General features: G+C 43.5%; 14 protein-coding genes. 6 read left to right on the forward strand and 8 right to left on the reverse strand.

What is annotated here, in order from left to right; genetic code table 11:
* A partial coding sequence (locus AC1MDJ_RS04480) for a cobalamin biosynthesis protein (protein ID WP_479689757.1) occupies positions 1-185 on the reverse strand: 185 nt, incomplete at its 3' end.
* A gap of 66 nt (positions 186-251) precedes the next feature.
* On the opposite strand from AC1MDJ_RS04480, the gene AC1MDJ_RS04485 reads away from it, so the two are divergent.
* A complete protein-coding gene (locus AC1MDJ_RS04485) occupies positions 252-482 on the forward strand; it encodes a hypothetical protein (RefSeq protein WP_479689758.1) in 231 nt (76 codons plus the stop codon).
* Between the two features lie 56 nt (positions 483-538).
* Positions 539-2,278, forward strand: a complete 1,740-nt coding sequence (locus tag AC1MDJ_RS04490) for a YidC/Oxa1 family membrane protein insertase (RefSeq protein ID WP_479689759.1) — start codon at positions 539-541, stop codon at positions 2,276-2,278.
* Positions 2,279-2,283: 5 nt separating this feature from the next.
* Here the strand turns inward: AC1MDJ_RS04490 and AC1MDJ_RS04495 are convergent, their stop codons facing one another.
* Complete coding sequence (locus AC1MDJ_RS04495) at positions 2,284-3,108, reverse strand: hypothetical protein (RefSeq protein WP_479689760.1); 825 nt, start codon at positions 3,106-3,108, stop codon at positions 2,284-2,286.
* Entirely contained in the window at positions 3,083-4,516 is a 1,434-nt protein-coding gene (locus AC1MDJ_RS04500; RefSeq protein ID WP_479689761.1) for a sulfatase-like hydrolase/transferase, read from the reverse strand. The genes AC1MDJ_RS04495 and AC1MDJ_RS04500 overlap by 26 nt, the downstream gene beginning before the upstream one ends.
* 137 nt (positions 4,517-4,653) lie before the next feature.
* Here AC1MDJ_RS04500 and aepY point away from each other — a divergent pair, with 137 nt between their 5' ends.
* Entirely contained in the window at positions 4,654-5,766 is a 1,113-nt protein-coding gene (gene aepY / locus AC1MDJ_RS04505) for a phosphonopyruvate decarboxylase (RefSeq protein ID WP_479689762.1), read from the forward strand.
* Positions 5,730-6,827 (forward strand): phosphonoacetaldehyde reductase, encoded by a 1,098-nt coding sequence (locus AC1MDJ_RS04510; protein WP_479689763.1) that lies wholly within the window; start codon positions 5,730-5,732, stop codon positions 6,825-6,827. The genes aepY and AC1MDJ_RS04510 overlap by 37 nt, the downstream gene beginning before the upstream one ends.
* Here AC1MDJ_RS04510 and aepX read toward each other — a convergent pair.
* Positions 6,824-8,128 carry a phosphoenolpyruvate mutase gene (gene aepX / locus AC1MDJ_RS04515; RefSeq protein WP_479689764.1) on the reverse strand — a complete coding sequence of 435 codons (1,305 nt, stop codon included), beginning with the start codon at positions 8,126-8,128 and terminating at the stop codon, positions 6,824-6,826. The two genes, AC1MDJ_RS04510 and aepX, sit on opposite strands and share 4 nt — an antisense overlap.
* Before the next feature lie 269 nt (positions 8,129-8,397).
* Between aepX and AC1MDJ_RS04520 the strand changes: the two genes are divergently transcribed.
* Complete coding sequence (locus AC1MDJ_RS04520; protein WP_479689765.1) at positions 8,398-9,069, forward strand: class I SAM-dependent methyltransferase; 672 nt, start codon at positions 8,398-8,400, stop codon at positions 9,067-9,069.
* 237 nt (positions 9,070-9,306) lie between these two features.
* Complete coding sequence (locus AC1MDJ_RS04525; RefSeq protein ID WP_479689770.1) at positions 9,307-10,542, forward strand: ATP-binding protein; 1,236 nt, start codon at positions 9,307-9,309, stop codon at positions 10,540-10,542.
* 27 nt (positions 10,543-10,569) lie between these two features.
* Here AC1MDJ_RS04525 and AC1MDJ_RS04530 read toward each other — a convergent pair whose 3' ends face one another.
* The 4 genes from AC1MDJ_RS04530 to AC1MDJ_RS04545 all read right to left on the reverse strand — a co-directional run bounded on the left by AC1MDJ_RS04530 (position 10,570) and on the right by AC1MDJ_RS04545 (position 14,608).
* Positions 10,570-11,886, reverse strand: a complete 1,317-nt coding sequence (locus AC1MDJ_RS04530) for a four-carbon acid sugar kinase family protein (protein ID WP_479689766.1) — start codon at positions 11,884-11,886, stop codon at positions 10,570-10,572.
* 4 nt (positions 11,887-11,890) lie between these two features.
* Complete coding sequence (gene guaA / locus AC1MDJ_RS04535) at positions 11,891-13,429, reverse strand: glutamine-hydrolyzing GMP synthase (RefSeq protein WP_479689767.1); 1,539 nt, start codon at positions 13,427-13,429, stop codon at positions 11,891-11,893.
* A 63-nt stretch (positions 13,430-13,492) separates the two neighbouring features.
* Positions 13,493-14,350, reverse strand: a complete 858-nt coding sequence (locus AC1MDJ_RS04540; RefSeq protein ID WP_479689768.1) for a lysozyme inhibitor LprI family protein — start codon at positions 14,348-14,350, stop codon at positions 13,493-13,495.
* A gap of 3 nt (positions 14,351-14,353) precedes the next feature.
* The gene (locus AC1MDJ_RS04545) at positions 14,354-14,608 is read right to left on the reverse strand and encodes a helix-turn-helix domain-containing protein (RefSeq protein WP_479689769.1); all 255 of its coding nucleotides are present in this window, start codon (positions 14,606-14,608) and stop codon (positions 14,354-14,356) included.
* Positions 14,609-14,808 lie beyond the last annotated feature (200 nt).

The raw sequence follows: 14,808 nt of genomic DNA on the forward strand, positions 1-14,808 counted from the left end.
ACGACAAAAACAACTAAATAACAACCATTTATAAACTTATCTTTGTAGAGCAACTTCTCTCCCAGCTCAATAACTCTGCCTATCAGTCTTATCGGGTGGAAGCGCACCGCAGGGTCGCCTATAAGGACATCTAGCAGATAGCCGCAGATGAGTGCCACAACGTTATATGTAAAAAATGTTGACATAACAACAGAAATATGGCAGAAATTAAGGGTTAAGTCAAATAAAGGCTAATATTGGAGATGAACGTTATGAACAAGTTTTCTGTGTTGATATTGACGCTTTCGTTTTTGTCCATCGTCCTGCCCGCACATGCCTACCTAGACCCAAGTTCTGGCAGTATGCTATTTCAAGGACTTGCAGCTATCGGCGTAGCATTTGCAATCTTTTGGCGCAAGGTTAAGCGCATATTCACTAGAGGCAAGGACGCAGAAAAAACAGACGATAAGGTTATTAGTGATTTAATTAAAGGCGACAAGTAGTAGTAGTATTATACGACATTATGTCCATTCTTGAACACCTTTTATACTTTTTAGTTGTGAAGTTCCACGTTATAACGGGCAGTTATGGTGTTGCTGTGCTGTGCGTGGCTATTGTGGTGCGACTCATTACCTCCCCGCTCATTAAACTTGCCCAGCCGCTGATAGATAAACCGAAACTGCTTAAGGCTAAGATGCAGCCATTTTTAGAAAAAATTGAAGCTATGGACGTTCCGAAAGCCCGCAAAGCAGACCTGCGGGACGCCCTATATAGGCAATTCCACTATAATCCATTCTATGAACTATTTGGTATGGTTGGGCTGTTTATACAGATTCCGCTCCTTATGGCGATGTTCTTTATGGTAGAGGACAATCTGGCAATGTTTGCGGGGCAGAGTTTCTTATTTGTAAAGGATTTATCGCAAGCAGACGGGCTACTATTCGGGCTGAATCTGTTGCCTGTTCTAATGACACTTGTTAACGTTCTGGCTGCGTGGACTTTGCCTAAAACTGACAAAGGAGAGCTTACCAAGCTATATCTGCTGTCAGCGTTCTTTTTGGTGCTACTATACCCGCTTGCATCAGCACTACTTATCTATTGGACGTTTAATAACGTCCTTGCACTACTAGGCAACTTGCTAGGTTCAAGAGATAAGCGCAGTGCAGAATTGAGACAGCGTGAAAGACGCGATGTAAAGCTATTTAACGAGAATGAGAACAAAAAACTTGTCTTTTATTCAGAGGCGAATGGGTTTTACAAATACACTAAACACTTGATAGACTATCTGCTAGCTAACTCAGATATAACTATACACTACATTACAAGCGACCCAGACGACAATGTATTTAAGCGTGCTCACGGCGATAGGCTTGTTCCCTACTATATTGGTGCAAGGGCGTTAATATCGGTAATGATGAGAATGGATGCGGCTCTTGTGGTTACCACTATGACAGGGCTTGGAACACACCATATCAAACGCTCACTTCTACGCAAAGATGTTGAATATATACATATTATGCACTATATGACCAGTGCCCACATGGTGGTGGAAAAGGGTAGCTTTGATAACTACGACACAATATTTTGCGCGGGTCCTCACCAAACTGCGGAAATACGTGAGCTGGAAAAACTATATGGCACTAAGCCTAAGAACTTGTTGGACTATGGCTATCCGCTAATCGGCGAGCTTGTGGCTGATTACGAGAATATGACTGCCGAAAGCCAGCTACCCACAATACTAATAGCTCCATCTTGGCAACAGGATAATATCCTTGACTCATGTATTAGCGATTTGCTAGATAACTTAATAAATAAAGGCTTCAAGGTTGTTGTCCGCCCGCACCCAGAATATATAAAGCGTTATAAAGCTAATTTAGATAAAATAATTGCTAAATATAGCAGTGAGGTAGGGGAGAATCTGGTTTTTGAGTTAGATTTCTCGTCCAACAAGACTGTCTATACGAGTGCGCTATTGATTACCGACTGGTCAACAATTGCTTATGAATATTCGTTTAGCACACTAAAGCCAACACTGTTCATAAACACCGCTATGAAAGTGATGAACCCTGAATACACGCGTCTTTCTACTCCGCCAGTTGATATAACTTGGCGTGATGAGGCGGGGGTCTCCATAGCCCCTGACAAGCTAGCGGACATTTTACCGCTTGTGAATAAACTGCTACAAGACAAAGATGCATATAGAGAGAAGTTAGCCGCAATGCGTGAAAAGGTATTCTATCACTTCGGCTCTGACGAACAAGTCGGCGGAAAGTATATACTAGAACGGCTGAAATTATAAATAATCTATCTCCTTTCTACCAGCGTCAGCTCATTAAGGTATGCTGTGCAGTTGGGAATATCAATGTAGAATGTTATAAGCCCATTTTGGTCTGATTTCACTGGCAGGCTTACCGCTCCTAGCCCGCTGAATGTAGATTCTGCAACGTCCTGTCTTTTAGATAGTTTGACGAGTTTTTTTACGTTTGCATCAGCTGTGGATAAACTCAGCTCAGCAGAGGCTTTGTTCTCAGCTTGAACAATAATTAAAAATTGCAACAGGAGTGAATATTCTTTATTGGCTTCGGATACCCGAGCAACTAGCCTGTGTCCTTGTCCGTGAATGTTTTCGTAGGGAACGCTCTTGCCCTGCTTGTTGTATGCTAATATATCTGGATAAAGATTGCTCTTTTCTGTAATGTAGTGGTAGGCTACTTTCAACGGCACCAGCTCTTGCGGGATTCTTGCGCGTATAGACACATTTTTAGTGCGGACTACATTGCGGTTAGCATCTAGGTAGTTTATTGTGGCATTATCTTCAGTATGTTGCCGTATAAATACCCTGCGACTATCCTTGTGCATTATATTCATAAGTGCGCGCTCACTGATATTAGAGCCATTCTCTGCTATATGTTTTAGCAACGTGTATGTTTGAATATGTTCAACTGGCGAATTATCGTTCTTGAACCCTCTGTGCTCCCCCTTTAGCTTAATCATTAGCATAGGTCTATCCAGCCAATAGCCCCTTTCTTTCTCCGCCCGCTCCCAATCCTTGTCCTTAAATGCCCAGCCACTGTGGTCGGAAATGACTATAATTGTAGAGTTATTATAGAGCTGCCCCCCCCCCCGCACGTTGCTTAATCGCCTGCAATATGTCCGCAGTCCCCTTCAGGGCACAATAGGTCTTTTTATAATACGCATTGTAATCGTTGCCCTCTTTTAACAGTTTTGGAGCGTTAGAGCAGTTGTCATCACTCATCAGAGGGTCATGTGCACCTAAAAAGTGATAGAATTGAAAGGTTGGCTGAGCTGTCAATGGAGCATTTTCAATGACAGAGCGAACAAAATCAAGCCCCCTATCTTGCTTATATTTATTCACTTTAGGTTTATAAGCTTTACCCTCCATCACAGCACCCGTTTGAATATTTCTGATGAAGTCTTTTTTTAATAGATATGGCATCACACGCAACAGCGCAAGGTTGTCTAGCCGAGTTTCAAAGAACCCGCTACTATACAACCCCGCCTGTTTAGTTGTTGTAGCAGATGTTGAACGTGGTTTAGATATCCAGTTAACGGCAAAGCTTTGCACAGCTACGTCATAGCCTACATTCTGAAATATACGAACAAGCGAATCGTTGTCGTCTATTATCCTATACAAGTGTTCATTATAGCTACTAGTGTCAAAATATTTGCCCGTAAAGAGAGTCGGAACTGTGAAGTTTGTTCTCAGTCCTATCCCCACATTGTTGGTAAAATTTATAAACCCCTCATACTGAGCTGCAAGCTCTGGATGGTGCTCAAACACATCTTCAGCTACCTCTGAAGAGACAGTGTCAAGCATTAGCATTATTACATTGTTGTCCCTGCTAAGCTCCACAGAATCATAGACATCTATGTTTGTGATAAAACTTGTAATAATTTTTTCAGGTTTCTTTATATAGGCATCCGTTGTTGCAGCTAGACTATAGAGCAACAATCCTACAACTATATGAACCCTGTTAGAGTAGAGCTGTTTTCTATACTTGATAAATAGCGTTATAACGCCCACCCACAGCAGACTATCCAGCAGTCGGCGGACGAGCAAGCCGTATGCATGTAAGTTTCCATTAAGCGGAGACAACCCAATAGACAACAAACCGCTCTCTAAAAGCGTAAGTAAAGATATGGCAGATATTACGGTAAAGGCTATTTTTCTAGTTTTTGAGATATACAACAACAATGAAAACAGGACAAATAGCACTAGCGCAAAGGACAGTCTAAATGTTAAGACTTCGGAAACGTTTGCGCTAAACTCATCAAAAAAGTGCCAGTAAGTCGTAAGCATTGATAGTGGCACAAATATGACGGCAAATGCTAGTGCCAATAGACAAGCCTGAAATAGAGCGTTCTTAAGGAGTTTTAAGTTAAATCTTGTTAACATTCGGGCATTATAGCAGATTTTCAGGACACATTCAACGGCAATCTCCTTTACCAATGACGCTGTCATAAACATCATCGTAAAGGTTTTTGCCGCCTTTTGCACCCCTAATATTCTGTTCATAGCTAATAATCAGAACATTAAAGGTAATCGTTGCACTTCGTCATTGAACTGGGGTCCTTTAAGTATCTGATGTTACAAAATTTCAATAGATTTGACAACACTTAGTCTTTAGCTATATCATAGCAGGCGGTGATATTATGATTTCAACAGAAATATTTGGCGGTGCACTTGCTAGCAGGTTTAGCCTATTTGCGGGCGTGCCGGACTCTCTACTAAAACCATTATGCTCATACTTTTCTACGCTCGGTATTGATAAGCATGTTGTATGTGCAAATGAGGGGAATGCTGTCGCTTTAGTAGCAGGACACTATATGGCTACTAGCACCCCCGCTTGCGTATATATGCAAAACTCTGGTATGGGGAATGCTCTAAACCCGCTAATATCGCTTAATGACCCGCTGGTTTATGGTATTCCAACGTTGCTTATAATAGGCTGGCGGGGCGAGCCTAATGTGCATGACGAGCCTCAACACATTAAACAGGGACTTATTACCCTGCCACTGCTTGAAACTATGGGTATCAAATATAGCATTTTGCCAGACAACGATGAGGATGCACTTAAGGCACTGGAGACAGCTTGTCAATATATGGGACAACACCTTGCGCCTTACGCATTAGTTGTTCGCAAGGACACATTCGGCAAATATAGTGCACCCGCAAGAGCAGACGGTAGTGTTATCGTGCGTGAACAGGCGATAGAGTTTATCATACAAAATGTAGCTGATGCGTTATTTGTATCAACCACTGGTATGATTTCACGAGAACTATTTGAACTGAGAGAGAAACACGGGCAGACTCACGAACGCGATTTCTTAACGGTGGGTTCTATGGGTCATTCATCGCAAATAGCACTAGGGATTGCACTAGCAAAACCAGACAAACGTGTTATATGCCTAGATGGTGATGGGGCAGTGCTTATGCACCTAGGCGGGCTTGCACTCATTGCCACTCAAGCCCCTAAGAATTTTGTTCATATAGTGCTGAATAATGCCGCACACGACTCTGTCGGCGGGCAAGCGACAGTGGCTACAGGAGCTAATTTAGCAACTATAGCAAAATCAATAGGCTATAAAAAAGCTGTTCGTATCACAGACGTTAGTGAACTAAACTCTATAGGAGAGCTTATCCGTTCAGAAACGCCGTTGTTTATAGAGATATTAGTCAAGCGCGGGGCACGTGCCGAACTGGGACGCCCAAGTCAAAGTCCCGTGCAGTGCAAAGATGCCTTTATGAAAGCTATTCAATGTTAGAATACATAGCAAGGGGAGCTATAGAACAATTGCGCAACGTGGTAGCTAGTCTGTCACATAGCAATGTTCTGCTACTTCATGGCAAGCTCAGCTACAGCGTATGTGGTGCGCAAGCCATTATCCCACCACTGCTTGCTGGTATAAATGTGTCCGAATGGGCTGATTTTAGCACTAATCCTAAAGTTGAAGATGTTCAGCGTGGGAGAGCTATGGTTGTGGGTAGAAATATTGATTTAATTATAGCTGTGGGCGGTGGTTCAGTGATAGACATCGCCAAGCTAATTAGCCTAAAAGAAGACGGCTCTGCATTGCCCATAATAGCCATTCCAACAACTGCGGGCACAGGTAGCGAGGCAACCCAATTTGCCGTGCTATGGGACGGCGACAAGAAGTCTTCTGTTGATAATGAAAAACTACTGCCTAAGTGTGCCATAATAGACCCAATATTCCTAGAAAACCAGCCTGCTGATTCTGCGACTGCTCCGCTGGCGGATGCTCTAGGGCAAGCTATAGAATCATACTGGTGCGTTAACTCAACTGATGAATCCAAACTCTATGCTAGTCAGGCTATATCTCTCATATTGCCTACTATAGGTGCTGTCAAGCCCGACTACTTAGCCCGTGCACTGGGAGCGCACCTTGCAGGCAAGGCGATAAACATCACCCGCACAACGGCAGCCCACTCAATTTCTTATGCATTCACAGCATATTCAGGGTTAGCACATGGGCACGCTGTTATGCTGACGTTGCCAACGTTCTTTATCTTCAACAGCGGTGTGTCTGATGGCGACTGCCTTGATACGCGAGGTGTAGAATACGTGCAATGCACTATGGACGAACTAAACAAAATGCTTGGCTGTTCTAATGCCGTGCAGTCTGCCACTCGGCTGGCTGATATTGCTCACACACTTGGGCTAGAGTTGCAACTAGGCAAGCTGGGATATGACGACAAAGCCTGTGAATATATCGTTCAACACGGGTTTAATCCTCAACGTGTCAAGAACAACCCGCGACTGCTTACAGAAACCGCACTGGCTACGATTATTGGTAACCTATGTTAGTCCTCGTTAGTGCCTGGGATAATGTTTAATATCTCTTTAATGCTCATACACTGTTCATCAGCCTCTTTAGCCCGTTTATTTTTCAGTATAGTTTCAGCGGTGCGGAACATTGCAGGGTAGGCTGCACGCAATAAATGGTTGGCATATATTACAATATTAACGCCGTGTCCTATAAGTTCGCTCTCATACACCTGACTATAAGACGATGGAACAGCTACAAGTGGTTTGCCCTCAGCGAAACCTTTATAAAGTTTGCAGAATTCAAATATCTCGTTAGGCTCTTTTTTGCGAGAGTGAATCATAATGCCGTCTGCACCAGCCTCAAGATATGCCTTTGCCCGTGCAACAGCGTCATCAACACCTTTGTCTAGTATTAGGCTCTCTATACGAGCTATTATCATAAAGTCGTCCGTCACACGTGCAAGTTTGCCCGCCTGTATCTTTTCACAAAAGCCCTCAATGCTATCTTGTGACTGAGACACATCTGTGCCGAATAGTGAATTGCGTTTCAAGCCAATTTTATCCTCTATGATAACAGCTGATACGCCCATACGCTCCAGTCGCCGCACAAGTAGCTTAAAATGCTCTGGGTATGAGCCAGTGTCGCCATCATATATCAGCGGGATAGTCGTAACCTCCAAAATATCGCTCAACGTGTTGCTACGTGAGGTAGAATCCACAAACTCAATATCTGGTTTCCCCTTTGCAGTGGAGTCTGTGAGACTTGACAACCAGATAGCATCAAACGTTTCTCGCTTGCCATTCTCTACAACAGAGACGTTCTCTGCTATTAGTGCACTTATGCCATTGTGTGCCTCTATGGTGCGGACGATAGGTTTTGCGTTGATTAGTCGTCGTAGCTGCTTTATACGTATGTTAGGAGTGGTGCCGATAGTTTTCTGCCTGCTTATAAGCTCTGTTGATGATATACCCTGTGTGTATTCTAGCTCTACCAGTTCGCCACCCCACTCTTTAAGCGTTTCAACAACGCGTTCACGCACAACTTTTTGCACCCCCTCACGCCAATCACTGCCATGAACTACGTAGTCGGGTTTATATTTGCGTAAGTTAGGCACGTAGTCTAGCGTATCTTGCGGAACTACGTGTGCAACACCTTTTATATTCTCAGCCACGACACGTCGCTCATCAAAAGACATATACGGCAGGCGTTTATATGATGCTATTGCTTTATCGGTAAGCAAACCAAGCGTAACCTCTCCCAGCTCACGTCCGTGCTTAATAATATTTAGATGCCCCGGATGGATAAGGTCTGCTGCCATAGCTATATATACGCTCTTCATAACGCCCCCAGTAAAATGACACAATGTCAACTAAACGTGTAAATTTAACCAAGGTTAGAAAAACACGTTTTACCCTTATATATCACGAATACTTTTAGATGTCAAAAGAAATGCTATGAGTCCCTATTATATTCTCCCCCAACGGGGGAGTGTCTCCGCAGGAGACGAGGGGGGTTTGTTCAGCCATTGACGCTCATCTAGGGGGAGAGAAATACCCGTTCATAACTTTCTAAAAATAACCTTGGTTAAAATGAGAAAGGGGGGATGTCGTGTCTAATGAGAGCGGACGTATAGACGATTTAAGCTTCTGGGAAGCGTATTATGCAGAATACACTGAACCTTTTGCTCCATCTCTATTTGCCAAGTATATTCTGGAACATTTTGCTAAACAGGGTAGCACCCTTATTGAGCTTGGTTGCGGTAATGGGCGGGACGCAGTGTTCTTCGCTGATAATGGCATTAAGGTGACGGCTATAGACCAGTGTGCTGGGGAGATAGAATATCTGAATAAACACCTTCAAAATGAGTTTCTAAAATTTTATTGCACTGATTTTACTAGTCTAAGTGTTGAACATAGGTTTGATGTAGTTTATTCCCGCTTTACGTTGCATTCTGTAGCGGAGGAGCAGGAGGACGAAGTTATAAAGTGGAGTTTTGATTGCCTAAATGCTGGCGGATATCTTTGTATTGAGGCAAGAGGGCTGAATAACGAACTTTACAAAAAGGGTGAACCTGTTGCTGATAAACATAACACTTACATATACGAAGGGCATAGCAGGCGGTTTATAGACCTCGCCAAAATGAAGGAAAAACTAAATAACATTGGCTTTGAAGTTGTGTTTGCGCAAGAACAAAAGGGATTTGCTCCTCACAACGGCGAAGACGAAACATTCATGCGTCTGATAGCTAAAAATGTTGCCGATGTTCCACGCAGGTCGTGAAACCTAAAGTTTTCAATACCCACACGTTTAATTGCTAGTAAAAAGCTTGACTAATGCCGCTATTAGAAAATAACCTACTCGTGCAACCACTCGTTTTAATGTATCTGTTAAGCAATTTGCACATATTCTATTATACTTTTCGCACATATTCTATTATACTTTTCGCACATGTTCTATTATACTTTTCGCATACATTCTACTTTACTTTTCGCATAACATCGGCTATACGTAGTGAATATGAAAGAAGGGTATTTGCGTTGGCAGAGACAGGCGGTAAAGAAAGCATTGGCGACAAGACGAGTTGTCATCGTTTCTGGTGCCCGGCAAACTGGAAAGACCACACTTGCGCGTCAAGTTGTTGATAAGGGTGGTGATTATCGCACTTTGGACGATACCAACCTTTTTGCGCTGGCGGTAGCAGACCCGAAAGGATTTGTAAAAAAATCTGCTAAAACTATGATTATTGACGAAATTCAAAAAGTTCCGAAACTGATTCCAGAAATCAAAATAGTTGTAGATAATGATAATCGTTCAGGGCAATATCTGCTGACTGGTTCAGCAAATATTCAATCTTTACCGAGTGTTTCTGAGAGTTTAGCTGGAAGAGTTAAGAACATCCGCTTACGTCCACTGACTGTCGGAGAAACGCTTGGGAAAACACCTCTATTCTTAAAACGAGCTTTTGATAAAGATTTTCCTATAGGAACATCTGAATACGACAAGGAAGAGATATTAAATCTTGCGTTTCGCGGAGGATACCCTGAGGCAGTTCGTTTGCTAGATTTGTCTGAGCGCAAAGAATGGCACAAGGATTATATAAATACACTGGTGCAACGAGATTTGAAAGATATTGCGAACATTCGCCGACAAGGTGACTTACGGGAATTAGTGGGAGTTCTTGCGTCATGGTCTGCAAAATTCATAGATATGACAGCTGTCGGCTCTGCCCTATCGCTAAATAAACTGACATTGGATAGTTATGTCAACGCTTTGATTGCGCTTTATCTTTTTGAAAAAGTATCACCCTGGATTAAGACGGATTACGAGCGGGTTGGACGCCGTGCTAAATTTTATGCTACTGATACTGGCTTGATGACTTCAATTCTTGGTTGGAAACCGAAAGAAGTTCTGCTGAATCACGACCGCTCTGGTAAATTGATTGAAACATTTGTATTCCAAGAATTGGCAGCGCAAGTTGATTTAGAAAGTCAATATTCAATTTCACAATATCGCGACAGGCTGGACAGGGAGATTGATTTTATTGTTGAGCGTGAAGATGGGGCACTATTAGGGATAGAGGTTAAAGCAGGACATAACGTTTCTTCCAAAGATTTTGAACCCCAAAAATGGTTTGTTGAAAATATACTAAAAAACAAAAAACCTTATGTAGGTATCGTTTTATATTCGGGAGATAGAACACTTTCATTTAGCGAAAATATGCTTGCTGTACCAATAGCTTCGCTATGGTTATAATCAACAACTCCTGATTCATGCCCCCTGCTATACTGATAGCTGTTGTCTTAGATAGCGGACGCACTCAACGAGTGCTGAACTGTCACCTACCATGCCTCCCTTAGTTGCAAACTTCAAGCCCGGAAAGTCCCCCCCAATCATCTCTCCATAAGCAGCCATAGGTAAAACCTCGCCCAACAGGTTAAACCCAAAGGTTTTCATTCTATTGCACACAGCCACCGTAATGTCGCCACCACAGGTGTAAAACCCCTTAAAGTTCTTGTCAGACTTAGCTATGCGATAGGTTATCTCCGCAATAGCTACATTTATCATACTAGAAATCTCATCAGCCGAACATTTATATCGCTCCGCGTACTCATCTAGCCCTACACGTCCATCAGGCATAATACCCCTGCCAACAACGCTACAAAGCTCATATTTGTCACAATTATTCAATACCTCACTTACCACGCGCGAAATCTCCGCCTCCGAACGCTCTGCTCCCTCTAAAAACTCCACCACCTCAATAAACACATTCAGCACACGCTGCGATGCGAGGAAATGCTCCACCTGCCCGCGCGCAATAGCATTAACACTGCCAACTGTTACCAAAATCTTCGGCTTGTCCCGCTCCACCTGTGGCACTGGCATCAACAATCTTGCTAATGTAGCGGTAAAGACTCCTGGGTCAACTGCAATAAACGGCACCTCACTTGCAATGACCGCATCGGCGATGGTGTCAATGTCTTCCTGCGTAACCGCATCAAATACTATGTTGCGGACACCCCTGCTAGCAAAATCTTTGATTATCGCCATTATATGTCGCCTGCCTTGCATAATATCGCTGATTTCTATAGAGCCAATCGGATATTTAGTCTGCTTAGCAAATAAATCAGCACATACTGGCGTATGAACCGGCGTCTTAGGGTCAACTGCCACCTCAGTCTTGTGCAGAGGAATCGCATTTACCAGCAGATAGCCCCCCACCAAAATACGTCCGCCTGACGGGAAACATGGCACTATCATCGCCACCCTGTTACCGCCTAACGTATCAAGCATAGCATCCGTTTCACTGCCTAGGTTGCCACGCAGGGTAGTATCAATACGTTTAGAATAAACTTTAACTTGGTTTGATTTGAATAATTTGACGGCTTCAACAACACGACTATAAGCAACATCGGCACCAATGGCACGGCTGTCGGTAGAATAGACGATACAATCACAATCAGGCATATTGTTCCCATCAATATGCGCCACATTTAGAATGGTGTAAGTGGTGTAGTTAATCTTCTTTAACAGCACCCCCGTAGCATTTGCTCCTGTTAAATCATCAGCTATCACAATGCATTGAACACAATGAACCACTCTATCACTCCCATTCTATAGTAGCAGGCGGTTTAGAGCTGATGTCATAAACAAGCCTGTTTATCTTCTTTACCTCGTTGATAATTCTATTAGAAATCTTAGCTAACACATCGTGCGGTAGTCGCGCCCAGTCTGCCGTCATACCATCCATACTGACGACAGCCCTGAATGCCGCAACATTCTCATACGTGCGCCCATCGCCCATAACACCAACCGTTTTTACAGGCAATAACACACAGAATGCTTGCCAAACTTCATTATATAATCCAGCCTTTTTTAGCTCCTCTATAGCTATATAATCAGCCTGTCTTAATGTATCGCATTTATCTTTAGTGACTTCGCCTAGTATCCGCACCGCAAGCCCCGGACCGGGGAACGGATGTCTATCTACAATCTCATCTGATAGCCCCAACTCACGCCCTACCGCTCGAACTTCGTCCTTAAACAGCTCCCTGAGCGGCTCTATCAGCTTAAACTTCATATCTTTCGGCAACCCGCCTACGTTATGGTGACTCTTTATCGTGGCAGACGGTCCCCGCACAGATGCAGACTCTATTACATCAGGGTATAGCGTGCCTTGCGCAAGAAAATCAAAATCTCCGCGCTTTTTAGACTCGTTCTCAAAGGTTCGCACAAATAGCTCGCCTATGACTTTGCGTTTCGTTTCAGGGTCTTCTACGCCCTTTAACGCTGTTAAGAAACGTTCCTCGGCATCTATGCAGACTAAATCTGTCTTGAAGTCTCCCGTAAATGCACGTTTGACTTCTTCTGCCTCGTTCAGCCTCATCAGCCCAGTGTCAACCAGCACACAGGTGAGTCTGTCCCCGATAGCCCGCTGTATTAACGCCGCCGCTACCGATGAATCCACCCCGCCCGATAGCCCACACAACACACGTTGAGTGCCGACAGCGTCTTTAATCCGCGCTATCTGCTCATCTATAAAGTTCTTGGTAGTCCAGTCGCCCTTGCAGCCACATACACCTATAAGGAAATTTTTTAATATCTGCCCGCCCTGCTCGGTATGCGTTACCTCTGGGTGGAACTGAATAGCATAAAGTTCCATATCTTTATGAGAAATCGCCGCAATGGGTGCATCAGTAGCTTTAGCAATCACATCAAAGCAATCTGGAACGTTCTTGACGCTATCCCCATGGCTCATCCACACATTAGCATATTTAGGAACGCCTACAAACAGAGCATTCTCCCGCTCAATGCTGATGCCGCTACGCCCATAGCCACGCGTATTAGACGGGGCAACCTGCCCGCCGAATACCTGCACCATCAGCTGCATGCCGTAGCAAATGCCCAGCACGGGTATGCCTAGCTCAAAAAGCCCTTTGTCTATAGTGGGCGCACCATCGTCATAGACGCTGTATGGGCTGCCTGATAGGATAATCCCCTTAGGTTTTTTAGATTTAAGAACATCAAGAACTGCATCACATGGCAATATTTCGGAATAAACCCCAAGTTCACGCGTCCGCCGTGCAATAAGCTGCGTGTATTGCGAACCGTAGTCTATTATCAGCACTAATTCACGATTCATTATCACACCACCCTGCTTGTTGCACTTACTTATAGCACGTTATTTTATCTCAGACAACTGTTATTATTTTGCTTGCAATTCCGCTATACGTTCGTCATAAAGTTCCATTAACATAGCTTTATATTCAGTTTCATTATTGCCTGTCAAGTTCAATTTCTTGGTGAGCCATGCTCGTTGACTGTTCTCTAATGAATTTAAATTCTCTTTATTATCCCTGTGTGCAGTTATCAATTTGCTGTATAGTCGCACCATAACTAAATCAGCCTCTGCCAGCTCTTTAGTGGTGCAGATAACCAACTGGTCACGCGACAATCCATGCAAATCGCCACAGGTAAAGCTCGTTCTATAGATGACAACAGGCGCAGGCTTTGATGACAAACGTTGCGCTTCATTTTCATTTGCTTCTTCAATACGACGGGCAGCTACTACAACGTCATAGCGTTCTTGAATAAACGATATCTGCGACAAAAACACACTCGTCAACATTACCGTGCAAAGTAGCTGTGTAGGTATTGATATATCGTTAGAGATAGTGTCTAATTTCCCGAGCGAATCGACAAAACGCCTTGCATCAGCGTGTCCGCGTTCAGCCAACACATACAGATAACTTATTGCACCTTTATGATGCTGAGATGTTGCCTTTAGTAGCCATAGGAAAGCTCTATCGTAGTTTTTCTCAATGCGAAGACCATCTAAATAAAGCCTGCCAAATCTGTATTGTGCATCTACATTCCCCTCGTGTGCCTTAACGGAAAGTATAGCAGGACTTGAAAAAGAAAGGACGAAACCTGAAACAATCCGTCTGATAGTCTTGAAACTGAATACGATAAACCTAGCGAAAAATAGCTTGCAAAGCAGATAAGACAGAGCAAGACTGAGTGGCACTAGGATAAAGCGGATGTCTCCATCGCTCCCATACATTCGCTAGTTCTTGCCCTTTTTAATCACACCTGGCACTATTTTTATCCCAAGACATTTCTCTATCTGTGAAAGCGTCTGTTGCTTGCGCGCAGAAATCTTCCCGCTACCAGCCAGCACAGACGTGACCACGTAGTGAACATATTGCTTAGACACACCGAGCTTGTTGCCTATATCCTGATAAGAAAGTCCCTTATCATGCATAGCTTTCTTGACATCGGTAGGTGTCGTAGAACCTCTGTAATTATAATTGCCCCGCATATAACATACCTCTAGCTGTTTTGTGGCAAGTCTACATTAGTTTAATGCTTTTGTCAATACCTTTTCTTTCATCTGTAATTGCACAAGTTAAAATGCCCCTCATATATTTTTTATTAGGGGTATGTATTGTGGGAAGTTATGGCAAGATTAAAGGGGTAGAGGATGTGCTCAGTGGCAAGTTATCGTATGACGAAGTAGCT

Source organism: Candidatus Termitispirillum reticulitermitis (assembly GCF_054655775.1).

Excerpts from the sequence above, each read along its gene's own strand:
- AC1MDJ_RS04485 (WP_479689758.1), top strand. The coding sequence starts at position 252 with ATGAACAAGTTTTCTGTGTTGATATTGACGCTTTCGTTTTTGTCCATC.
- AC1MDJ_RS04525 (WP_479689770.1), top strand. The coding sequence starts at position 9,307 with ATGAAAGAAGGGTATTTGCGTTGGCAGAGACAGGCGGTAAAGAAAGCA.
- AC1MDJ_RS04545 (WP_479689769.1), bottom strand. The coding sequence starts at position 14,608 with ATGCGGGGCAATTATAATTACAGAGGTTCTACGACACCTACCGATGTC.
- aepY (WP_479689762.1), top strand. The coding sequence starts at position 4,654 with ATGATTTCAACAGAAATATTTGGCGGTGCACTTGCTAGCAGGTTTAGC.
- AC1MDJ_RS04500 (WP_479689761.1), bottom strand. The coding sequence starts at position 4,516 with ATGAACAGAATATTAGGGGTGCAAAAGGCGGCAAAAACCTTTACGATG.
- guaA (WP_479689767.1), bottom strand. The coding sequence starts at position 13,429 with ATGAATCGTGAATTAGTGCTGATAATAGACTACGGTTCGCAATACACG.
- AC1MDJ_RS04540 (WP_479689768.1), bottom strand. The coding sequence starts at position 14,350 with ATGTATGGGAGCGATGGAGACATCCGCTTTATCCTAGTGCCACTCAGT.
- aepX (WP_479689764.1), bottom strand. The coding sequence starts at position 8,128 with ATGAAGAGCGTATATATAGCTATGGCAGCAGACCTTATCCATCCGGGG.